Source organism: Lutibacter sp. (genome assembly GCF_046055765.1).
Lineage (GTDB): Bacteria > Bacteroidota > Bacteroidia > Flavobacteriales > Flavobacteriaceae > Lutibacter.
This window is the reverse complement of the sequence record NZ_JASFZF010000018.1, coordinates 1-22,662: the sequence shown is the minus strand read 5'-3', so window position 1 is coordinate 22,662 and position 22,662 is coordinate 1. Positions and strand designations below refer to the sequence as shown.

Annotated in this window: 18 protein-coding genes; 9 read left to right on the top strand and 9 right to left on the bottom strand. The window is 28.0% G+C overall.

All coding sequences use genetic code 11. The features are described from left to right. Positions 1-29 precede the first annotated feature (29 nt). Genes QM495_RS01900 through QM495_RS01890 form a run of 3 tightly spaced genes read left to right on the top strand, consistent with a single transcriptional unit; the run spans position 30 to position 2,915 of the window. Positions 30-485, top strand: a complete 456-nt coding sequence (locus QM495_RS01900) for a DinB family protein (RefSeq protein ID WP_408670415.1) — start codon at positions 30-32, stop codon at positions 483-485. A gap of 1 nt (position 486) precedes the next feature. Beyond that, positions 487-1,725, top strand: coding sequence for a cation:proton antiporter (locus tag QM495_RS01895; protein ID WP_408670414.1), 1,239 nt, complete (start codon positions 487-489; stop codon positions 1,723-1,725). A 44-nt stretch (positions 1,726-1,769) separates the two neighbouring features. Next, positions 1,770-2,915, top strand: a complete 1,146-nt coding sequence (locus QM495_RS01890; protein ID WP_408670413.1) for a cystathionine gamma-synthase — start codon at positions 1,770-1,772, stop codon at positions 2,913-2,915. Here the strand turns inward: QM495_RS01890 and QM495_RS01885 are convergent. The 3 genes from QM495_RS01885 to QM495_RS01875 form a co-directional block, all read right to left on the bottom strand. Next, on the bottom strand, positions 2,907-3,701 hold the full coding sequence (locus QM495_RS01885) for a THC0290_0291 family protein (protein ID WP_408670412.1): 795 nt from the start codon (positions 3,699-3,701) through the stop codon (positions 2,907-2,909). The two genes, QM495_RS01890 and QM495_RS01885, sit on opposite strands and share 9 nt — an antisense overlap. Positions 3,702-3,771: 70 nt before the next feature. After that, positions 3,772-5,364, bottom strand: coding sequence for an Ig-like domain-containing protein (locus tag QM495_RS01880; protein ID WP_408670411.1), 1,593 nt, complete (start codon positions 5,362-5,364; stop codon positions 3,772-3,774). Between the two features lie 85 nt (positions 5,365-5,449). Next, positions 5,450-6,136, bottom strand: coding sequence for a ComF family protein (locus QM495_RS01875; RefSeq protein WP_408670410.1), 687 nt, complete (start codon positions 6,134-6,136; stop codon positions 5,450-5,452). Between the two features lie 192 nt (positions 6,137-6,328). Here QM495_RS01875 and QM495_RS01870 point away from each other — a divergent pair, with 192 nt between their 5' ends. Continuing rightward, positions 6,329-7,210: a hypothetical protein gene (locus QM495_RS01870; protein WP_408670409.1), complete on the top strand. Its 882-nt coding sequence runs from the start codon at positions 6,329-6,331 to the stop codon at positions 7,208-7,210. A gap of 108 nt (positions 7,211-7,318) precedes the next feature. Then, positions 7,319-8,860 carry a glycine--tRNA ligase gene (locus QM495_RS01865; protein ID WP_408670408.1) on the top strand — a complete coding sequence of 514 codons (1,542 nt, stop codon included), beginning with the start codon at positions 7,319-7,321 and terminating at the stop codon, positions 8,858-8,860. Between the two features lie 193 nt (positions 8,861-9,053). On the opposite strand, the gene QM495_RS01860 is transcribed toward QM495_RS01865, so the two are convergent. The 4 genes from QM495_RS01860 to QM495_RS01845 all read right to left on the bottom strand — a co-directional run bounded on the left by QM495_RS01860 (position 9,054) and on the right by QM495_RS01845 (position 14,345). Beyond that, positions 9,054-9,614: a DUF3575 domain-containing protein gene (locus tag QM495_RS01860; protein WP_408670407.1), complete on the bottom strand. Its 561-nt coding sequence runs from the start codon at positions 9,612-9,614 to the stop codon at positions 9,054-9,056. Between the two features lie 62 nt (positions 9,615-9,676). Next, positions 9,677-13,072 (bottom strand): hypothetical protein, encoded by a 3,396-nt coding sequence (locus tag QM495_RS01855; protein WP_408670406.1) that lies wholly within the window; start codon positions 13,070-13,072, stop codon positions 9,677-9,679. A gap of 33 nt (positions 13,073-13,105) precedes the next feature. After that, positions 13,106-13,588 carry a methylated-DNA--[protein]-cysteine S-methyltransferase gene (locus tag QM495_RS01850; RefSeq protein ID WP_408670405.1) on the bottom strand — a complete coding sequence of 161 codons (483 nt, stop codon included), beginning with the start codon at positions 13,586-13,588 and terminating at the stop codon, positions 13,106-13,108. Beyond that, a complete protein-coding gene (locus QM495_RS01845) occupies positions 13,578-14,345 on the bottom strand; it encodes a TatD family hydrolase (protein ID WP_408670404.1) in 768 nt (255 codons plus the stop codon). The genes QM495_RS01850 and QM495_RS01845 overlap by 11 nt, the downstream gene beginning before the upstream one ends. A gap of 103 nt (positions 14,346-14,448) precedes the next feature. Between QM495_RS01845 and QM495_RS01840 the strand changes: the two genes are divergently transcribed. Next, a complete protein-coding gene (locus QM495_RS01840; protein ID WP_408670403.1) occupies positions 14,449-15,171 on the top strand; it encodes a hypothetical protein in 723 nt (240 codons plus the stop codon). Between the two features lie 11 nt (positions 15,172-15,182). On the opposite strand, the gene QM495_RS01835 is transcribed toward QM495_RS01840, so the two are convergent. Both QM495_RS01835 and QM495_RS01830 read right to left on the bottom strand, forming a co-directional pair. Then, positions 15,183-15,917: a tetratricopeptide repeat protein gene (locus QM495_RS01835; protein ID WP_408670402.1), complete on the bottom strand. Its 735-nt coding sequence runs from the start codon at positions 15,915-15,917 to the stop codon at positions 15,183-15,185. A 1-nt stretch (position 15,918) separates the two neighbouring features. Beyond that, on the bottom strand, positions 15,919-16,500 hold the full coding sequence (locus QM495_RS01830) for an RNA polymerase sigma factor (RefSeq protein ID WP_408670401.1): 582 nt from the start codon (positions 16,498-16,500) through the stop codon (positions 15,919-15,921). A gap of 118 nt (positions 16,501-16,618) precedes the next feature. On the opposite strand from QM495_RS01830, the gene QM495_RS01825 reads away from it, so the two are divergent. From QM495_RS01825 to QM495_RS01815, 3 genes are all read left to right on the top strand, one after another. Beyond that, positions 16,619-17,647 (top strand): hypothetical protein, encoded by a 1,029-nt coding sequence (locus QM495_RS01825; protein WP_408670400.1) that lies wholly within the window; start codon positions 16,619-16,621, stop codon positions 17,645-17,647. A gap of 158 nt (positions 17,648-17,805) precedes the next feature. After that, the gene (locus QM495_RS01820) at positions 17,806-19,797 is read left to right on the top strand and encodes a PKD domain-containing protein (RefSeq protein ID WP_408670399.1); all 1,992 of its coding nucleotides are present in this window, start codon (positions 17,806-17,808) and stop codon (positions 19,795-19,797) included. Between the two features lie 9 nt (positions 19,798-19,806). Continuing rightward, complete coding sequence (locus QM495_RS01815; RefSeq protein ID WP_408670398.1) at positions 19,807-22,503, top strand: CHAT domain-containing protein; 2,697 nt, start codon at positions 19,807-19,809, stop codon at positions 22,501-22,503. The last annotated feature ends 159 nt before the right edge of the window (positions 22,504-22,662 follow it).

The following is a 22,662-nucleotide window of genomic DNA, read 5'->3' as shown; positions in this document are numbered from 1 at the left end:
GAATACTTTTAATAAAAAATCAAAAAATAATGCAGCAAGAAATTAATATCTTAAAAAAATCTAGACAACTTACCTTAAAAGCAATTGAAAATTGTACGATAGAACAATTAAATAAAATTCCTGAAAGATTTAAAAATAGTATAGCTTGGAATATCACACATTTAGTTGTTACACAACAATTATTGTGTTATAAGTTATCAGGTTTAGAGTGCTTAGTTTCTGAAGAAATGATACATAACTTCCAAAAAGGAACTGCTCCAACATATTCAATATCTGAAAATGAATTTGAAGCCATTAAAAAGCAATTTATATCCTTACCTGAAATTTTAGAAGAAGATTACTCAAAAGGAATATTTAAAAAATATATTGAATACAAAACAAGTGTAGAAATCACGTTAAACAGTATTGAGGATGGAGTAATATTTAATAATTACCATGAAGGAATTCACTTGGGAATTATTTTACAATTATTAAAATTTATATAAAATGAGTTTATTTGCAGTAGTCTCTATTTTAATTGTTATTTCGGCACTTTTTGGTTATTTAAATGTAAGGTTTTTAAAATTGCCAACTACCATTGGTTTAATGGTAATTACCATAATTTTCACACTTTTAGTTTTAGCAACAAGCCTTTTTAACGATGCACTATTGGAGCAGGAAAAATTATTGATAGCACAAATAGATTTTCAGACTGTTCTATTAGATGTAATGTTAAGTTTTTTATTATTTGCAGGAGCATTACATACCAATTTTCAACAGCTCAAAGTACAACGAAAACCGGTTCTAATATTTGCTACATTTAGTACGCTTATCTCTACATTATTGGTTGGTGTATTTTCATATTATATTCTAAAAGTAGTTGGTTTACATATTGATTTTATTTATTGCTTACTGTTTGGGGCGTTAATTTCTCCAACCGATCCAATTGCGGTATTAGGTATTTTAAAACAAGTGGGCGCACCGAAAAAACTAGAAACAAAAATTGTTGGAGAATCTTTATTTAATGATGGAATTGGCGTTGTTGTTTTTTTAACAATTTATCAAATTGCTAAAGGAGGAAGTTCACTAACATTTGGTCATGTTGCCGAAATGTTTTTGTTTGAAGTTGTTGGAGGGATAATACTAGGTTTATTACTGGGTTGGATTACGTATCGGCTATTAAAATCTATAGATGATTATGATGTGGAGGTAATAATTACAGTAGCAGCCGTTATGGGAGGAACAGTTTTAGCTCAATATCTTCATTTGTCAGCACCATTAGCAATGGTAATTACAGGATTATTTGTTGGTCATGATACCATTAGAGAAACCTCTATGAGTAAAATAACTGAGCAATATGTAGATAAATTTTGGGAATTAGTAGATATACTTTTAAATACCGTTTTATTTGTAATGATTGGGATGGAGATGTTGGTTTTAACGTATAAGAATCAATATATTTTAGCAGGTTTATTATGTGTACCAACCTTATTATTAGCACGTTATTTATCGTTAATGTTACCTATTAAATTGTATGCCAAAAAATTAAACTTTATTCCAAATACTAATTTAATTATGACTTGGGGAGGTTTGCGCGGCGGAATTTCTATTGCATTGGCATTAAGTTTAACACAAGAAATGCATAGAGATTTATTTTTAGTAATTACTTATATAATTGTTGTTTTTTCTATTATAGGGCAAGGATTAACCGTTGGTAAATTAATTAAAAAGTTAAGTAAAGAATAAGTACATTTGCCTTCAAACATATCCTGAATAGAAAATAGTTTATTATGAAATTCAATACAAAAGTAATCCACGGGAAACAACAACATGACCCTTCAACAGGGGCTGTAATGCCACCAATTTACCAAACATCAACTTATGCTCAGGCTTCACCAGGAGACCATAAAGGATATGAGTATTCAAGAACAGGAAACCCAACTCGAACAGCACTTGAAAACGCTTTTGCAAGCATTGAAAACGGAAATTTCGGTTTGGCTTTTGGTTCAGGATTAGCAGCTATAGATTGTGTTATAAAGTTGTTAAGCCCTGGAGATGAAGTAATTTCAACAAGCGATTTGTATGGTGGTTCTTATAGAATATTCACAAAAATATTTGAGAATTATGGTATTAAATTTCATTTTATAGGAATGGAAAATGCAGATAAAATTGAAGAATTTATTTCAGAAAAAACAAAACTTATTTGGGTTGAAACTCCAACAAATCCAATGATGAATATTATAGATATTGAAGCAGTTTCTAATGTTGCTAAAAAACATCAAGTTTTATTAGCTGTTGATAATACTTTTGCAACTCCATATTTACAAAATCCATTAGATTTAGGAGTCGATATTGTAATGCACTCGGCTACTAAATATTTAGGAGGTCATAGTGATGTTGTAATGGGTGCTTTAATTGTAAATGATAAAAAATTAGCAGATAAATTATATTTTATTCAAAATTCTTGCGGAGCTGTTTGTGGTCCAATGGATAGTTTTTTAGTGTTGAGAGGCATAAAAACTTTACATGTTCGTATGCAACGTCATTGTGAAAATGGAAAAGCAGTTGCAGAATTTTTAGCAAAACATCCTAAAATTGAAAATGTATATTGGCCTGGTTTTAAAAACCACCCAAATCATGAAATTGCTAAAAAGCAAATGAGAGATTTTGGAGGAATGGTTTCGTTTGTTACCAAAGGGAATAACATTAAAGATGCTTTTAAAATAGTAGAAAACTTAAAAATATTCACTTTAGCAGAATCATTAGGTGGCGTAGAGTCATTATCAGGACATCCAGCAAGTATGACTCATGCTTCTATTCCAAAAGTAGAAAGAGAAAAAACAGGTGTTGTTGATTCTTTAGTTAGATTAAGTGTTGGTATTGAAGATAAAGATGATTTATTAGCTGATTTAGAGCAAGCTTTAAGCCTAATTTAGGTAATAAACATAACCAACATGTACCCACAAGAGCCAATCATTAAATTTATTGGCAGAATCGTCTCTTGCATTTAAACCATCAACAAAATTTGAAAAAAAGTATTGCCAACGAGACTCAATCAATATATCTGAGTATTCTCCTAATTTATGTCTTGTTCCTATACCAAAAGTTAGTGATCCAGTAAAATTAGATTTCATGTTTGTTGCACCATCTACTGCCCACTTTGGAAATAAATCATACGGTTCATCAATTTTTAAATCAGGATTATAATAATCAACCATAAAACCAGCACTTACATAAGGAGACCATTGTAAATCAGGAATTCTACGAGAGCCAAAATCTACAATATCAACTATATGAAACTCTAATTGAGTACCAAAGTTTACAATAGTTGTTTTACCATGCATTGCACGAAGTTGTTGAGCACCTAGAGATAGCACTCCGGTATTTTTATCTATAATATCTATCCATTTACCAAAATGATCTAAATTGGCTGACATGTAGGATAATTCAGCTCTTATTCTAAAATGCTCAGCAAAGTAATTTGTACGTTGATCCCATATATATCTGTAGTCAGAAAAATTTAAGTAATATATTAAACCTATACCCATCCCAATATTACCTCCAACATTACTTGAAAAATTATATCGAGTTCCATAATCGGTTGTAAACGAGGCTGCTCCAGAAATAAAACCAATTTCATGGCTACTTCTGTCTTGTCCTTTTACTGTTGTAATTACAAAGAAGCACAAAAAGGGAATTAGTATTTTATGAAGGTTACTCAAAATAAGGGTTTTAGATGTATCAAAAGTAATGAATTTTTTAAACTAATAATATTCATAAACTAAATTGAAGTTATTTTAGTATAAATATTTCGTTTTCTCCCCAATTTGCTCTTATTACTAAATCTTTTTCAAAATATTTAATTATTTCAGGTTGACGTTTACTTATAAAATCTCCAGTATCCCAAATACCATTTTTATTTTCATCAATAGTAACTCTTATCAAGTAATTTCCAGGGGGTAATAAATTAAAAGTTACTATTTGTGGTTTATTTAATTTTTTGGTTCTAATTACTGAACCTTTACTGTCAATTAATTCAACAATAAAATAAGTTTTTTTATCGCTTTGTAAGTCAAGGTTAAGCAATCCATAATTTTCTGGATTTTTTGTTGTTAATTGAAATGATAATGAATCGTTTGAAACTCCAAAAATATCAGTTATTGTTTTTGGTAATAACGTAAAATTATATTTTGAGTTGTGTTTTTTTTCGAAATCTAGATATAATTTTGTTTTAGATTCAGATAGAATTAAATTAAAATCTACAGCTGTAGAGTCTTGGTCTTCTATATTTATTAATGATTTATCAACGTTAATAATTGGAATATTGGTTGATAATGAAAAGGTGTCTTTTAGGTGTAATACACTGCTTGTACTTTTATTAACAATTAATGAATCAAGTTTTGAAGTTCTAGTTTTTACGGTAAACTCTTCAGAATAATCACCCTTTGAAACTAAAAAATTTAGAGAGTCTATTTCAATTTCAGAATACCAATAATTAATAGTGTCTTTATCTTTTTCGAAGTTAATTTCAGATTTAAAATTAGTAGGTGTTTTAGTTAAAAGAGTAATATTTAAATTTTTGGCATTTCCTTTATAGCCAAAAATAAGATGGCCTTTGGTAACTTCTTTAGGTTTTATGACTTTCAATTGAGGAACCTCTTTAAATATTGAAAAGTTATATTTATTATCGGTAGGAATAGTGATGGTATCCTCTACAAACCCAATTTTATCTATTTCTGGATTATAAATTTTATTTCCATTAGCGTCATTTAAGGCAATAAGTAAGTATTTTCCAGCACGTAAATTTGTAATATCAAACAAAGTACTATCTAAGGTATTGGCAATATAACGAGGTTTTTCTTTGAAAATAATGGAATCTGTAAACGTATCATTATATTCATATAACATCACATCAATTCCTTTAACCGACTCTTTTAAAATGGGGTCATTAACTTCTCCAGTTAAATTTAATGAATCGATATAAGTACCTGTAGAAAAGACATATTTAAAATTCCCTAGTTTATTTTCTTCATTATTATCAACAATACTATTTCCAAAATTAAAAGCGTAAGTAGTATTAAGATCTAGGGTATCTAAAATTTCTATGGTAATTAACTTACTGGCAGTTCCAAGAGGAGAAATTATAGGGGCATTTTTTTGCGGAGGAGAAATAACTAATTGTTTAGTAACATTTTTTAATTTAATATACTCATCAAAATAAATTTTAATTTTTTTTGCTTTAAAATTTATAGATTCATGTTTTGGGTTTGCACTGACTAATATTGGGGCAATACTATCTAAAGGTCCACCAGTTGGTCTACCTCTTTTTGCACAGTTAGTTAATAATAAACTAAGTACTACTATTAATAGAATTTTATAACTCATAATTTATGCAACTAAATTTAGTGCAAAATAACAATTAATTTATTTAAATAACGCTCTAGATTATTTTGTATTTTATGAATATAAATTATTTAGTATATGCCATACAAGCAATACTTATTTTTAAACCTTCTATGTTCTTAAAAGCTTTACAACAAGCTTCAAGCGTGGCACCTGTTGTAATAATATCATCAATTAATAAAATATGCTTATTTTTTAAGTTGTTTTTATGTTGAACTACAAATAATTCCTGTACATTTTTCCAACGATCTAAACGTATTTTTTTGGTTTGTGTTTTAGTTGCTGATACTTTTATTAGAAAAGTTTCATGGTATGAAATGTTCAGTTTTTCTGATAAACTTTTACCAAAAGTAGCAACTTGATTATAACCTCTTGTTTTTAATTTCTTTTTGTGAAGAGGAACAGGAATTATATAATCAATATTTTTAAATCTAGTACTTTCTGTCATTTCTAATCCTAACCAATTCCCTATAAAACAACCAACTTGCTGCTGTTTATTATATTTAAGTTCATGAATTAATTGTTGAACCTTCCCTTTTTTAAAAAAATAAAATAATGCTGTTGCATTTTCAATTGGGAATCTTCCAAAGAATGATTTTTCAACTAAATTATTTTTTTCAAAACTGAAATTAGTTAAAGGCAAATCATGTCTACAATTAATACAAATTGTATTTTCATTAGTTGTTAAATGCTCATTACAACACAAACAAACTTCAGGAAAGAAAATATTAATAATATCTTTCAAAAATTTCACAACAATAATTTTTTTAAAAATACATAAAATTGAATTAAAAATGAATCTTAATATTATGAAATATAGTTTTTATAATGTAACTTTAGAATTCCTAAAAAAAACACCTCAAAATTATTTATTGGTTCTATTATAATTTATTTTTGCATTTAGCGTTGAATAATAAATTAAAGTAAATAAACAAATTAAGGAATAATGGAAGAAAATAAGAAATCAAATAGTAAAATAATTGTTATCGTTTTAGCAGTTTTATTACTCGCAGTTGTAGCATATACTTTTTATAACAATACAGAACATAAAAAGCTGACAGATGCAATTGAAGAAGAAAAAATGGAGATTGAAGGAAATTTAGACAATATGATTGTAAAGTATGAAGAAGCTATTGGGCAAAACACTTCCTTATCTAGTGAATTATCTATAGAAAGAGATAGAATTGTTGCTTTAAGAGATTCAATTAAAGGATTAAAAGCAACCAATTACAGTTTAATAAGACGTTATAGAAAACAAATTGCAAAATTAGAAGAAACAAACAGACGCTTGTTTTTTATGACAGATTCTTTAACAGGTGTAAATCAGTTATTAACTATTGATTTAGATAGTGCAAATGTTAAAATTTCTAGTCAATTAGCTAAAAATGATACTTTAACTTCTCAAAATTTAAGTTTATCAGAAAAAGTAGCAATTGGTTCAGTTTTAAAAGTAAATAAAGCTAAAGTACTAGCAATGAGAGAGCGTAATAATGGAAAATTAGTTGAAACTTCAAGAGCTAAAAATACCGATGCTTTTAGAATTAACTTTACCATTGCAAAAAACGAAATAAGTGAACAAGGTGAGCGTCAGGTTTATATTCAAATAGTAAATTCAAAAGGACTTACAGTAGCAAGTAAAGGAGAATTAACTATAAATGATACTCAAGTAAGTTATAGCGACCAAACTATTGTAAATTATTTAAATGAAGCAGTTGACATTATTTCTCTAGTTGAAGTAAATAGAGATTATGTTGAAAAAGGTCTTCATACAGTAAATATTTACATAGAAAATAAATTTGTTGGAGCAACTAATATTACCCTAAAGTAAAGTAAGTAACTCCAGATTAGTATTATTTAATGTTAATTGGGTGGAAATAGTTTCGGCTATTTCCACTTTTTTATTTTTTAGTATTAAAACCTTTCCTATTTTTGCAAAATGGCAAATCAAGACGATAAATTTAAAAAGGTAGTTTCACACGCTAAAGAGTACGGGTTTGTATTCCAATCTAGTGAAATTTATGATGGTTTAAGCGCCGTTTATGACTACGCTCAAAACGGTGTAGAGCTAAAGAAAAATATTAGAAATTACTGGTGGAAAGCAATGGTACAAATGCACGAAAATATTGTAGGTTTAGACACTGCAATTTTTATGCATCCAAAAATTTGGAAAGCTTCTGGCCATGTAGATGCTTTTAACGATCCTTTAATTGATAATAAAGATTCTAAAAAAAGATATAGAGCTGATGTTTTAATTGAAGACTATGTTGGAAAATTAGATGCTAAAATTGAAAAAGAAGTAACAAAAGCAGCAAAACGTTTTGGTGAATCTTTTGATAAAGAACAATTTTTAGCCACCAATCCAAGAGTAGTTGGTTATAAAGAAAAGGGTAATGCTATTTTACAACGTATGGGTAAATCTCTAGAAAATGAAGATTTAGCCGATGTAAAATTATTGATAGAAGAATTAGGAATTGGATGTCCTATTTCAGGTTCTAAAAATTGGACAGATGTGAAGCAGTTTAACCTTATGTTTGGAACTAAATTAGGTGCATCAGCAGATACGGCAATGGATTTATATTTACGTCCTGAAACAGCTCAAGGTATTTTTGTGAATTTTTTAAATGTACAAAAAACGGGTAGAATGAAAATTCCTTTTGGAATTGCACAAACGGGTAAAGCATTTAGAAATGAGATCGTTGCACGTCAATTTATTTTTCGTATGCGCGAATTTGAACAAATGGAAATGCAATTTTTTGTACGTCCTGGCACTCAAAAAGAATGGTATGAACAGTGGAAAGAAACACGTTTAAAATGGCACTTATCATTAGGGATGGGAAAAGATAATTATCGTTTTCATGACCACGAAAAATTAGCACATTACGCTGATGCAGCTTCAGATATAGAGTTTAAATTCCCCTTCGGATTTAAAGAATTAGAAGGAATTCATTCAAGAACAGATTTTGATTTATCAAGTCATGAAAAACACTCAGGTAAAAAATTACAATATTTTGATCCGGAGATTAACGAACATTATATACCGTATGTTGTTGAAACTTCTATTGGTTTAGACAGAATGTTTTTAGCGGTATTTTCAAATTCATTACAAGAAGAAGAATTAGAAAATGGAACTACACGTACGGTTTTAAGATTACCATCGGTTTTAGCGCCAACTAAAGCAGCTATTTTACCATTGGTTAAAAAAGATGGTTTACCTGAAGTTGCTCGTAAAATTGTAGAAGATTTAAAATGGGATTTCAATGTTGCTTATGATGAAAAAGATGCAATTGGAAGACGTTATAGAAGACAAGATGCAGTAGGAACGCCATTTTGTATTACAGTTGATCACGATACTTTAAATGATAATTCTGTAACTATTCGTTATAGAGATACGATGCAACAAAAAAGAGTAAAAATAACGGAACTTCATTCTATTATTAAAGAAGATGTTGCCATTAAAAACTGGTTAATGAAAATGTAATAAATAGAATTTCAAGATATATTGAAGTGTTTAAAAACTTTAACCCATCATTCTGAAAATGTCACACTGAGCTTGTTGAAGTGTTATTTCAGAATCTCATCATTCGTATTGTAATTATTATGAGAACCTGAAACGAGTTCAGGTTGACGAAAATTAGAGTTTTTAAACATTTTTTATTTTATAAGATGAGATTTTAAAATCTGTAACCAATAGCTACACCACCTCTTCCAACTACTTCAAAATCGTGGTTGTTTAGGAGATCTCTACCAATTCCAAGATAAATTTCTGCAACAAACCCTCGTTTTGAAACAAATTTAGCACCTGCAGATACCCCAACAGCAAAATCAGTGTATTTTTCAGAGTTTGTAAAAGATTCATAAGGGGGAAAATCAGTATAAAGTGTATCTAGTTCTTCCTCTCCAGAGTGAAGCATTGTAAATACTTCAACAAAAAAACCAGCGGCATATTTATTAGAGAAAAAATGTCTATAATATGGTGTAATTGAAAAGGTCCTATATTCATCAAAATCACTAGAGTCAGAATTTTTATCAAGGTTAAAAAGAACATTAACACCTATTGTTGATTCTTCATTTAGTATTTTTTCATAACCAACATCAAGAAACTTAAAGGCAATTAAGTTAGACATGTTAATTTTCACTTCGTTTTTCATTAAAGAGTACTCTTTATCGTTTTGTTGAGCAAAAATGGAGATACTACTAAGACATAATATTACGACTAGTGTGATTTTTTTCATAGTTTATAAGTTTAATTTAAAAGTAAAGATAATAGCAAATATTAAACCAAAAAACATAATTATTAAAAAAATGCTTTTAATTGAACAGTTCCTGTATGAATTGTTTTTGAAGTTTCACTTTTACGGCCTAAATAATTGATATTTAAATTTAAATATGAATTTAATTTTCGTTGAAATAATAAACTCCACGTATAATTTTTTCCTGGTTGCAACCCTTCTAACATTTGGTAAGCAACTGGTGAGTGGGAAACACCTTCAAAATTATTTTTAAAAAAATTAAATTCAGCTTTTAAATTATTTTTTTCATTGTTTCTGTAATTTAATATTCCCCCTAATTTATCAGATTTTAGAACTTCTAAATCTCCAATACTGTTTTCTTTGTTTTTATGCTCATAAAATACTGAAAAATATGATTTTTCAGTATAGTAATAAGATAGTTTAGGGAGCAATTTAGAGTTGTTTAAATTATAATTTCTATTACTGTAATTTAATGAATTTGTATTGTTTTTAGAGGTGCTTACATCAAAATTTACTTGCCAAAAATCACCTAATTTATGTTCAAATTGAAGTTGATGTAATTCAATTTTATTTTCTAAATTGTCTATAGTTGTCGTAGTTTTGTTTTGAGATTTAATAAATCTGTATGTGGTAGAAAAGTTCTTTTTCCCTTTGTTAAAGTACAAGCCATTGTTTAAGTTGAAATTTAAACCCAGTAAATTTTCATTAGTAATATCAAACGGATTTAAATTGAATTTCTTTGTCATTTTTTGCTGTTTGCTATCAATTAGTATAAACGTTTGATTGTAAAAATGAGAGGCTAATTTTTTTATTCCTTTTTTTGAATTCCACTGTTGTGGATTTATGGAAATAGTTTGTGTAAATTTATTTTGATACGTGGCAATATAATCCACCGTTGGTAAAATTATTCGTAAATATTCAGCTTGATCTGAAAATTGTGCAATTTCAAACTCATTTAATTCTTTAACACCATTTTCATTATAATCAATCCAAGTGTAAAAACCTTGTCCGGGTTCAGTTTTTAGGTACGTAAAATCTTGTTGAGGTAACGTCCCTGAAAGTGTTTGATACACCATATTAAAAGTTAAAAACTGATGAAATAATTGTTGTTTGTAAACTATTTTTGAATTGAGGGATTCTTCATCTTTAAAATTCGCATTTTTAACGGTTCTATAATTTATATACGCGTTTAAATTAGCTGTTTCAGAATTTATGAAACTAGATTTTAAATAAAATGTATTAGAGGTATTTACTTGTTCAAATTTAGTATTTTGAATACTGTCAGTTGTTCTAAAGTTGACACCAATTTGCGTGTACACTTTTGTAGAATCTCCAACACCAAAAAATGTTTCAATTTCATTAAATTTATGACTTAAATTTGATAATGTTTGAGTAAAAATTGAAGTCTGTTCATTTTTTTCTGCGTTTAAAGTAACTCCAAACCAGCTTTTTTTCAAGTTGTATTTAGAATTTAAATAATATCTTAAAAAAGTACCTTTTTCAGTAGTTGTTTTACTATTTAATAAACTGCTATTAAAATTAAATGAAAAGTTTTTATGACTCAAATTTCCAAAAAGGTGATGTTTGTTTCCTTTAAAATAATCACTAAATTCTAAGTTTGAAAACTCATAATTAACACTATTATTTTTTTGGTTTGAAAGTGACAAAGTGGTACTTATTAATTTTTGATTGCCAATGGTAGTTTCTATATTCCAATCTCTATTAAATTCAATAGCTTGAATTCGTTCAATACTTTTGAAGTCTTTATGAATGAAATCAAATTTTAAATTGCTTTTTAGTTGCCATTTTTTTTGAAAAATAACTTGTTCCCAACTAAATTTTGTAGCCAAGCCAGTATTGGTTGAATTATCTATAGTTGAAAATAAATTTTCATCATTATTACTAAAAGCTGTTTCTGCGTGAATAGAAGTTTTTTCTGTTGGATTGTAGGAAGCTTTAAAAACAGCAATTTGTAATTTATTTGGTGCAATTAATTGAATTACAGGATTATAATTCCCTGAATTTTCACCGATATATTCAAATATTTTTCCAGTAGCAATCACATCTTTTAAATGATAACTTCCTAAATTTTCTCCAACATACGTAAAAATTACGTTGTACAATTCATCATTTTCATTGGTAGAATATTCAAAAACTTCATCAATACCAATAAATGTTTTTTTATACAAAATTTTATCTTCAGAAAACGTATCAATAAACGCAGAAGGTGTTACCATTGCATTACTATCATTTCCAGCGTTGGCTAAAATTTGTTTTTGTTCGTTACTTAGACCTTGTTCTAAAGGTTGATTTTTAAGATCGTTTTCATTATAAAAATAGCCACTAACACTCAATTTATCACTCTTGTAAGTTACATTATTATAAGTTACAAAACGTGTATAAACTCTATCTGTAAATTGATATTCGGCAGTAATTCGCATATCAGCAGTTAGTGGAAAAGTTGTGCTAAATGTAATTTCAGCAGTGTTATAATCTATGGTGTAATCGTTGTTTTCACCACGCTTTAATAATCTTCCATTCGCATAAATTTGTTCTGTTCCTGATAAAATTAAAATATAGGTATTGGTATTTAAATCTGATAATTTATAAGGACCTTGATTTCCTTCCTGACCATTAAATTGTACTTTTTTGTATTTTCCCTTAACAATTGCTCCTGAAGTTTCAATTTTAAGTTCTGAATTCTCTTTTTTTATACTTGCACTTACGGCCAATCCAGATACTTTTTTATTAAATCTAAGGAAATTAGTTTCGCTATTATTTAAATAAATATCACCAGCATAAATTTGCCATTTATCGCTAGATAATTCTATAAAAACACGGTCAAATTCATTTAATTTATAAGTGTTTCCGTTTTCTTGAATGGGTAAATTTGTATCTACTATTGAAGCTTTTAAAGTCACTTTATCAGATAATTTACCTGCAATTTGTAAATCTAATGTAGAGTTTACAACAGAGTTTTGATTGTTTCCAATAGTAACCCCACGGGTAATATGACCAACAGTATTTAAACCGTTAAAAGGTTTAAAAGGTAATTTTTTTTCGTTACTAGTTAAGCTATACAATTGTGTTTGATTGGTAGCTTTTGGAACAATTAATTTTTTGTCGAATTTAAAATAATTCTTAGTTAAAAATGTTGGGTAAGAAGTGTATTGAATTTTAATTTTTGAAAATTTAGTTAGATTTTCTTTCTTAAAAAATAATAATGCCTTTGAAAAATCAACACTATATTTTGAAGTGTCAATTTCAATATTTTTATTTGAAAATACTTTAAAGTTAAAAGGACTAATACTAATCGTATCTATTTTTAAGGTATCATTTTTTATCAAAAACGACTTTAAATGAGCATTTTCGGATTGAATTTGAGCATGTATTGAAACGCTAATTAAAAGTACCAATAAGAGTAGTAAACCTTTTTTCATTTTTTAAACTAACATTGCAATGTTAAATATAGTTTAAAATAATGATTGTTGTGGTGAGGGACTTTCGTGTGCTAACAACCATTTTTTACGCCATAAACCACCAGCGTAACCAGTTAATGAACCATCGCTACCAATAATTCTATGACAAGGAATTACAATCCAAATAGGATTTTTACCATTTGCTGAAGCTACTGCTCTAATGGCTTTTGGGTTACCTACTTTTTTAGATTGTTCTAGATAATTGCGCGTTTTTCCGAAAGAAACATTTAAAAGTTCATTCCAAACTCGTTTTTGAAAATCGGTTCCTTGAGGATTTAATTTCAACTTAAATTCAGTTCTAGTCCCGTTAAAATATTCTTCTAATTGTTGTACACATGTTTGAAGTGATTGAGGAACATTAGCTGAAGTTTCAATTTTATCGTCTAACACCGTAATAGATTGAATACCGTTTTCATTGCCTTTAATTTTAGCGGTACCAATAGGTGTTTTATAATATGTAATTTGATTAGATTCCAAAAATATTTTTTGAGTTTTGAGTGGTTATTTTAGCAATTTCTTCTGAACTTATTTTATAAATATCAGCTAATTTATCTACTACTTTAGTAATATAACTGCTTTCATTTCTTTTTCCTCTAAATGGAGTTGGAGCTAAATAAGGGGCGTCAGTCTCCAATACAATATGTTCTAGTGGAATTTCACTTAAAAATTGGTCTATTTTTCCATTTTTAAAAGTTACAACACCACCAATTCCAAGTTTCATATTGTAGGATATTGCTTTTTTTGCTTGTTCTAAATTTCCAGTAAAACAGTGAAAAATACCAAAGAGTTTATCATCACTTACAGCTTCTAAAACTTCAAAAATTTCATTAAAAGCATCTCTACAATGAATAATAATTGGTAAGTTTTTTTCTTTAGCCCATTCAATTTGAGTTTTAAAAGCGAATTGTTGTTCTTTTAAAAATGTGTTATCCCAATACAAATCAATACCAATTTCGCCAACGGCATAAAAAGTTCGTTTATCGAGCCATTTTTTCACAAAAGCCAATTCTTCAGTAACATTTTCTTTTACATGTGTTGGATGTAACCCCATCATTAAAAAAGTATTGTTAGGAAATGCTTTTTCCAACTCTAGCATAGCATTTATGTAGGTAGAATCTATTGCTGGAACAAAAAAACGAGAAACACCAGCATCTATGGCGCGTTGTACCATCTCATTTCTATCTTCATCAAATTGTTCGCTGTATAAATGTGTGTGTGTGTCGGTAATTATCATTGCACAAAAGTAATTAAAAGATTGTAAATCTTTTTATTGAAATTTCTGACACTGAGACCCATTTTATAACTACTTTGGTTTATGATTAAATACCTATGGATTAATGAAAATAAAATATATAATTATTGTAATTACGCTCCTTGTTATTGAGTATTCCCATGCTCAAGAATGGAAATCACAAAAAGCTTATCAAATTGAAACAGGAAACCAGAGATTACTTAATGGTTGTTGGTTGAAGAAAGACCGAAAAAAGCAAACCGAAGTTTGGAGTAAAGCGAATGTTTTTAATTTATTGGTTAAAAACGGAAATTTAAAATATAGAACTATTAGTCAAATTAGAGATTTTTATAGTTGGTTTGATAAAGAGAGGAAAAAGAAAGGTCATGAAATAAAAGGTGTAGGAATTGCATCTATTGCCGCTAAACAATTATCAAAAATGGACAATTTTTTAATTCGTTTTCTTATTGTCAGAAATAAAGAAATTGTATTATTTGCTAATAATGGTTCGCAAATAGTATTTAAATTTGCATTTCCATTGCTAAAGAAAGTTTACTTTTCTAAAGAAATTATAAAAGGTAAAAAAGCAAAATTATGGGATTTAAAATATGGTAAAATTGAGCAGTGTGAGATCCTAGAACCTTTGTACCTAAAATTATCTTTTAAAGCTATTTATAGATTAGAGAAAATGGCAAAAGGGAAAGGTATTTTTAATTTAGGGGTGCCAAACGAATTAAAATATGAAGGTGAAATTGATAATTGCCACACACGATTTGAGCATGGAAAAAATAAATTGTTACCGTACTATTTAAAGAAAAATAGCAATTAGAATTTTTTCTCTTACTTTAATTTATTCAATAATTTTTCAGCTTGTACAAATTCATCAGCACTTTCTGGAATAGTTTTTAAAACGTATTTACAAGCTTCAAACTGTTTTTGTTTTAACATACTTAATGCTTTATACCAAGTTGCTGTATTTTTAAATGCTGAATTTCCGCTACTAATTTTGTCAAAAATAATATCGGCATCGGCATAGCTATTTAATTCAAGAAAACAAATTCCTTTATACAGTTCTATTTCAATATCGTTAGAAGTTGATAACTGCATTAAATACGTTAAAGCTTCTTTATAATTTTTAGAATTAAAAGCTTTTTCGGCTTTTGAAATAGCATCATTGTTTTCACCTCTAACTGCTAATTCTAATGAGTTATGGTTTGAAAAATCACTATAAACCGGATTTCCATTATTAAATAAGAAAAATCCAATTAACAAAGCTACACTTGCAGCAACCATTAATTGTTTATAATTAATTAATGAAATTAGTTTGCCTTTCTTTTTATTTGATTTTTTTTCTTTTATATATTCTGAACCTAAATTTGATAAGGTTTTACGTAATGCTAATTCTTTTTCAGTATTAAATTTCGACTTTAATGAAGTTTCTAAGTTTTTATAAATTTCAAATTCTTGTTTAAAATCGGCATTTGATTTTAATTTATCTTCAAAAGATTTTAATTCAACCGTTGTTAATTCTTTGGCTAAATATTTATCAAACGTTATGTAATTATTTGTTTTCATTTTAAAACCTTTTTAGTTGATGAAATTCCTTCGAATTTTTCACAAGCTGCGTTAATTTACCTATACATTGTGATTTCTTCTTGCGAGCATAACCATAAGAAACGCCTAAAATTTCAGCAACTTTCTCCATCGATTTAATTTTAAAGGCGGCTTTTAATAATTTTTGACATTTTGTACCTAATTCTTTAAATTTTAATTCGAAAAGCTGCTGTTGTTGCTCAAAAATTTCAGTTTCTTCAACTTGTTGTTCTTGCTCTTCAGTAATAGATGTATCATCTTCTAAATTTGTTACCCTATTTTTTCCTCTTTTTTTAAGTTCATTTAACCATCGTCTTTTACATAATAAATAGAAGTAAGCATCAAAAGGGCAAGTAAGTATAAAGCCTTTGTCTTTTGCCTGATGATAAATGGTAACTAAAGTTTCCTGAATAATATCCTGCGCATCATCTGCATTTCCACTATTTTTTTTCACATACGAAACAATTTTATATGAAAATTGCTCATAAATTTTAGAAAGAACTCTACTATCGTTTTTCAACAAAGCTTCAATATATATATGATCTGTGTGTGGTTTTTGACTCATTTAAAATGGTTAGATGTAGCTAATTTAAAATTTTTTTCAGAAAAAAGGGTAACAAAAACCAAAACCTGTTGATATGTTAGTGTAACACAAATTTAAAAACTATTAAAATTAAATAATTATGAATACACAAAAACAAAATTTCACAAACTTAAATAATAGTAAAGTTGTGAGTCGAATTTTTAAAAATGTAATGGTATTATCAATTCTTGTATTTTTTTCAAGTTGTATTGATAATAAAGATGAAGTTTTAGAACCACAACCAGATGGTGCAGCATTGGTAGCCCGCTTTGAAGATAATAGAGCAGATGCTTTACAAGAATTTATTTTAGATGCTGCTATAGGTGGTGTTATTACAGGAACAGAAGGGACGCAAGTAACTTTTCAACCAAACTCATTTGGATTAAACGGAACGCCTGTAACAGGAAATGTAACTGTAAAATTAATTGAAATTTATGATAAAGCTTCAATGTTATTAAAAGATAAATCTACTTTAGGAATGAGAGATAATGGTGATAAAGAAGCCTTAAAATCGGCAGGTGAATTTTATATTGATGCAGAGCAAGGTGTAAATAGTTTAGAATTGTTAGAAATGGCATCAGTACAAAGTCGTCCAGTTGATTTTGCAGATTTAGATGGTGGAATGCAAATTTTTAGAGGTGATGATGATACAGATGGAGATTGGGTAGAAACTGATGAAGATGGTGATGGTGAAAATGATGATGCACAAATAAGAGATGGACAAGGCGCAGCTGGTGAATTTGCAACATACAATTATGATATTGGTGACTTTGGATGGACAAACTTAGATAGATGGTACAGTTTTACAGGACCAAAAACCGAATTATTTATTGATGTGCCAGCTGAATTTAATCAAGATAATTGTGCAGTGTACTTATCATACGATGGTGAACCAACAGCTTTAGCTAGAATGGATGTGTATAATACAGATTTAGAAATGTTTACAGAACATTACGGATTAATTCCAATTGGATTAGAAGTACACATTATTATGGTTGCTGAAATAGACGGACAATTAAACTATGCAATTCAAGGAACAACAATTGTAGATGAGCATATAGAAGTAATATCTAGTTTAAGCCCAATTACACAAGCAGCTTTAGAAATATTAATTAATGATTTACCTTAAAATATTGCAATTAGAGAACAGTTAGAAATAGGTTAATTGCTATAAAGAGGCTTCCCACTTTGGGGAAGTCTCTTTTTAATTGTCTTTTTTAACCAATGTTTATGTACTGTTTTATCAAAACTTAAATGCTTTTTTTATATTTGTTTAAATTACAAACTATGAAAAATTATTTTTTATTACTGTTTTTACTATTGTTTCATACTTTATTTTACGCACAAGTAATTGAAAATGATACAATTACAAGAGTTGCATCTATCGTTTATTCAGTAAATGGGAATAAAGTTTCGTTTCATCCAGAAACACCACAATTAAATCAAATTTCAGGTGCTCCAAAAGCATTTTACACCTATTATTGGGAATTTGGAGATGGTAATTATAGTTTTGAAGAAGCGCCAAAACACACGTATAAAAATAAAGGAAACTATAAAGCACAACTTTCGGTTACTAATAATTATGATGATGGTAAGCCGCCAAGAACAAGACCTAAAGAAGTTACTATAAATGAAGAAAAGTTTGATGTTTCAGAAAATGAAAATTATCATTTAATTTCAGCGCACAATGGATTTAGATTACAAACTAATAGAGATCCTGTTCCAGATGAAGAAATACAATTGGTTTTAAGTTATGGAAACGTGAAAGAATATCCAACCAATGGTAAAGTTTATGTGTTTTTTAATGAAAAGAAATACAAAGCTAAAAATTTCGACTTAGTTGATGTTCGATTACACCACAATGAAAATGAAATTCCTTCAGAAATAATTGCTAATAATGAACGATATATTTCGAAAAATGAATTTATACAAACTACAGGGGTTTCAACATTTATAAATGAAAAATTAATAGTAAATGATACGTTAAAACAGAATTTGCCATTAACATTAGAAGAAGCAAAAAACTATTATCAAGATGTGAAAATTTATGAAGTTGATAATTTAGAATCTAAAGAAGAACGTACTATATTTTTTAGCTTTAAAACAACACCTGAAATGTTGAAAGATACCAGTGCAGTAATTTCAATTAGAAGTATTTATGTACCTGAACGAGGGAATGATTCTCATAAAGTGTTAACTAAAGAAATGGAAATTGTAACTTCACACGATCCAAATAAAATGGCGGTGTATGATACACGTTTAAATTATAGGTTGGTTCGCTTTAAACGATTGAAATATAAAGTTCGTTTTCAAAATGATGGTGAAGGACCAGCTAGATTGATAAAATTAAATGTGAATATTCCTGAAATGTTAGATAAATCTACATTAAAGGTTTTAGATATGTATCCTAAATGTCCAATTTGTCCTGATGAAGAAGTGCGATATAGTTGTTTAGATACTGTTATTTCAAAAGATCAAATTTCTTTTCAATTTAAAAATATTTATTTGCCCGGAACTGCACAAAAAGGAGTTCATGATAAAGATTCTACCAAAGGATTTGTAAAATATTCTATGAAATTTGGAAAGGATTTTCATAAGCAAAAATCAAAAAGTAAAACTGAAATTATCTTTGATAAAAATGAGCCAATAATTACAAACACATCAACATCGCGTTTTTCACCAGGAATTTCAATTGGTGTAAAATCGGGTTATAATAGCTATTTAGATGTAAAAGGCTCTAAAAGTTATTTTGTTGGAGCTACCATTTCACCATATAAATCGTATAAAAAATACTTGCAAGCCGAAATTATGATTTCAACTCATGAATTTGCAAATTTTAAAAGTGCGAGTGAAATTATTGGACCAATTGACACTCAGGGCGCTATAATTGATAGTGCAATTAGATTTGATGATACAACTTCAGAAATTACAAAATTAAATATTGATATTGTGCCAGTTTCATTTCGATATAATTTAAATGGAATTATTGGTGTTGGAGTCGGTCCTCAACTATCATTTGATATTTCTAATAAAATTAATAGCACAACAAATTCAAGTTATTTTACGTATTTAAAAGATATTGTTGGTGATCCAATTGATGTGCTTAACGAAACAAAAACTGTAGAAAGTAAATCTTCATTTAGCGATATTAGATATGGTATTTTTGGAGATATAACTATTGGAGCTTCTAGAATTGGGCCAAGTGTTGGTGTGCGTTATATTTATAATTTAAATGTACCACATTCTCAACTTCATTTTTATGCAATTTGGAAAATTTAATTTAGTAAGATGCTGAATAAAAAGATAACACTTCTATTCTTTATTTTTTCAATAATTGTTGCCGCTCAAAAAACGGATGAGCGTTTTAAAAATAGGATTAAATTACTTAAACAGCAAGACAATTATTCTGAATATATTTATGTGCATTTAGATGAATTTGCTAAAAACCCATCGATAGAGAATCTCTCTATTTTTAAAAGTGTACAATCCAATCTTTGGAGAGTCTCAAGTAATAAAAAAGAAAGTACTGCACTATTATATTTTTACGTGAATTACGCTTTTCAATTAAAACAATTTGGGTTTATAAATCAATCAATACTTCAATATGAAAATGCGTATGCAGTTTACACAAAAAACCACCTATCTAATTATAACATTATTGAATATTGTTTAAAGCCTTTGGCTAATAATTATACAAGATTAGGTGATGTTGATAGAGCTGAAGATATTTTAAAAATCACGATTGATAAAGCCCAAAAAAAAAATAAAACGAATCAATTAATAGCGGGTTATTCAAATTTAGCAATAGTTTACAGAACAAAAGGTGCATATACAAATGCTGTAACGTATTTAAAGTTAGGGTTAAAATTAAGTAATAATTCACAAATAAAATCTAGGTTGCATTCAGACTTAGCAATTAATTATTTGTTTTTGGATAATATAGAACAAGCAAAAAAAGATATTCAATTATCAATTAAATTAAATATTGAAAATGAAGTTTCTATTTCAACTAGAAATTTTATTACATTAGGGAATTGCTTTTTTAGTGAAAAGCAATTTGACACCGCATTGATAACTTTTAAAAAGGCACTAAAATTAGCGAAAATTGTTTTCGGAAAAAACAACCGTGAGGTTGCTAAAATTTATAATCAAATAGCGGCAGTTTACAAAGAGCAGCAGCAGTATAAAAAAGCACTGAGCACTTATCAGAAATCGCTAAGTACACTGTTTCCAAAATACAATCCAGTTTCAGAGTTTGAAGACCCATTAGCAACATATTTTTATTCTGAAAATACCATAAAAGAAGCTTTAGATGGAAGAGCAACTATATTTATTCAATTAAATAACTATGAAAAAGCACTTAAAAATTATGATTTAGCGTTTAAGGTTGAAGATAAATTGAGAGTAACTTATTTAACACAAAATGCTAAATTAATTCAGCAGCAAGAAAACAGAAATAGAAGTGAAAATTGTATTGAATTGTGTTATGAAATGTATCAAAAAATGAATAATTCTGATTGGATTGAAAAAGGATTTCAATATGCTGAACAATCAAAATCGGTTGTGTTATTAGAGGAAAAAGAAACATCTTTTTTAAAATCAATTATTAAAAAGGATAGTTTGTTTGATGTCGAAGAAAGTTTGAACTTAAAAAAAACTCAACTTAATAAGAGTATTGTAATTGAGGAATTAAAGGGTGAAAATGCTTCAATTAAATTGTTAGCTAACTTTATAGAACAACGAAATGAAATTTCTAATGAGCTTCAATTGTTAAATCAAAAAATTCAGTTAAAATATCCAATTTTAAAAGTTCAAAAAAATTCTTTAATTACGTTTAAAGAGATTGAAGCGAAACTATTATTAAACAATGAATTATTCATTGAATTTTTTGATGGGAAAAGGAATATATATGTTTTTTCAGTTTCAAAGGGAAAACCAAAGAATCTTGAGAAGATTAAAAAAGATGATAGATTTAACTTGTTAGTTTCTGAGTTTTTAAACTTATTTTCTGATAGTAGAGGAACGGATTTGCAAAATAATGTCCCAAAATATACAACGTTAGGATTTAAATTATTTATAAAATTATTCAATTTTAAATTAAATAAAAACACCATTATTGTACCTGATGGAATATTTTCATTTATTCCTTTTGATGCCCTAATTACTGAAGAAACAACTATTACTAATTTTGAAAAATTACCGTATTTAATTAATGAAATCTCAATAAGTTATGCTTATTCTGCTGCCATTTTACTACAAAAAAATAAAATAATTGAAACCAAGAATGATACTTTTATTGGGTTTTTTCCGGTTTTTGAGGACAACCATAGAAATTTATCTGAGTTAAATTACACATTGCAAGAAGCAAAAAGTATTGAAAACACAATTGATGGTAATTTCTTATTAAAAGCAAATGCTTCTAAAAGTAATTTTAATAAATACGCTGAAGACTATTCAATAATACATTTGTCTACACATGCTTCTGCAGGCGACTTTTATGTGCCGCCAGCAATTGAATTTTATAATGAAACGTTGTACTTACCTGAAATTTACGGTTACAATTTACAAACAGATTTATTAGTATTAAGTGCTTGCGAAACAGGTTTGGGAACTTTAAGAAAAGGAGAAGGTGCAATGAGTTTAGCTAGAGGTTTTTCTTATGCAGGTGTAAAAAATTTACTAGTTTCTTTGTGGAAAGTTAATGATAAATCTACAGAGAAATTAATATCGGATTTCTATATTAACTACAAAAAATCAGGAAACAAAGCAGGTGCATTGCACAATTCAAAATTATCTTATATAGATAATAAAACTATTTCTGCCAGTAAAAAATCACCATATTATTGGGCTAGTTTTGTGTACATTGGAGATGTAACTTCAATAGATGATAAAGACTTCCGTTTTGTATGGATTTTTATTGTCGGAATCGTTTTAATAATGGGGTATTTTCTTTTAAAAAATGTTAAATTTGGTCGAAATACATAGCCCATGAAACTAAGTCGCATTCTTTTAAGAAAAGGATATACTATCATAAAACTTAAAAAAATTAATACAAACCATTTTGAACTCAAAGCTACTTTAAATGGTGTTAATGGTCGATTTATTTTAGATACTGGAGCTTCAAATTCTTGTATTGATATTCAG

Excerpts from the sequence above, each read along its gene's own strand:
- QM495_RS01900 (WP_408670415.1), top strand. The coding sequence starts at position 30 with ATGCAGCAAGAAATTAATATCTTAAAAAAATCTAGACAACTTACCTTA.
- QM495_RS01820 (WP_408670399.1), top strand. The coding sequence starts at position 17,806 with ATGAAAAATTATTTTTTATTACTGTTTTTACTATTGTTTCATACTTTA.
- QM495_RS01895 (WP_408670414.1), top strand. The coding sequence starts at position 487 with ATGAGTTTATTTGCAGTAGTCTCTATTTTAATTGTTATTTCGGCACTT.
- QM495_RS01835 (WP_408670402.1), bottom strand. The coding sequence starts at position 15,917 with ATGAAAACAAATAATTACATAACGTTTGATAAATATTTAGCCAAAGAA.
- QM495_RS01845 (WP_408670404.1), bottom strand. The coding sequence starts at position 14,345 with ATGATAATTACCGACACACACACACATTTATACAGCGAACAATTTGAT.
- QM495_RS01880 (WP_408670411.1), bottom strand. The coding sequence starts at position 5,364 with ATGAGTTATAAAATTCTATTAATAGTAGTACTTAGTTTATTATTAACT.
- QM495_RS01890 (WP_408670413.1), top strand. The coding sequence starts at position 1,770 with ATGAAATTCAATACAAAAGTAATCCACGGGAAACAACAACATGACCCT.
- QM495_RS01840 (WP_408670403.1), top strand. The coding sequence starts at position 14,449 with ATGAAAATAAAATATATAATTATTGTAATTACGCTCCTTGTTATTGAG.
- QM495_RS01860 (WP_408670407.1), bottom strand. The coding sequence starts at position 9,614 with ATGAAAAAAATCACACTAGTCGTAATATTATGTCTTAGTAGTATCTCC.
- QM495_RS01815 (WP_408670398.1), top strand. The coding sequence starts at position 19,807 with ATGCTGAATAAAAAGATAACACTTCTATTCTTTATTTTTTCAATAATT.
- QM495_RS01870 (WP_408670409.1), top strand. The coding sequence starts at position 6,329 with ATGGAAGAAAATAAGAAATCAAATAGTAAAATAATTGTTATCGTTTTA.
- QM495_RS01865 (WP_408670408.1), top strand. The coding sequence starts at position 7,319 with ATGGCAAATCAAGACGATAAATTTAAAAAGGTAGTTTCACACGCTAAA.
- QM495_RS01855 (WP_408670406.1), bottom strand. The coding sequence starts at position 13,072 with ATGAAAAAAGGTTTACTACTCTTATTGGTACTTTTAATTAGCGTTTCA.
- QM495_RS01825 (WP_408670400.1), top strand. The coding sequence starts at position 16,619 with ATGAATACACAAAAACAAAATTTCACAAACTTAAATAATAGTAAAGTT.
- QM495_RS01830 (WP_408670401.1), bottom strand. The coding sequence starts at position 16,500 with ATGAGTCAAAAACCACACACAGATCATATATATATTGAAGCTTTGTTG.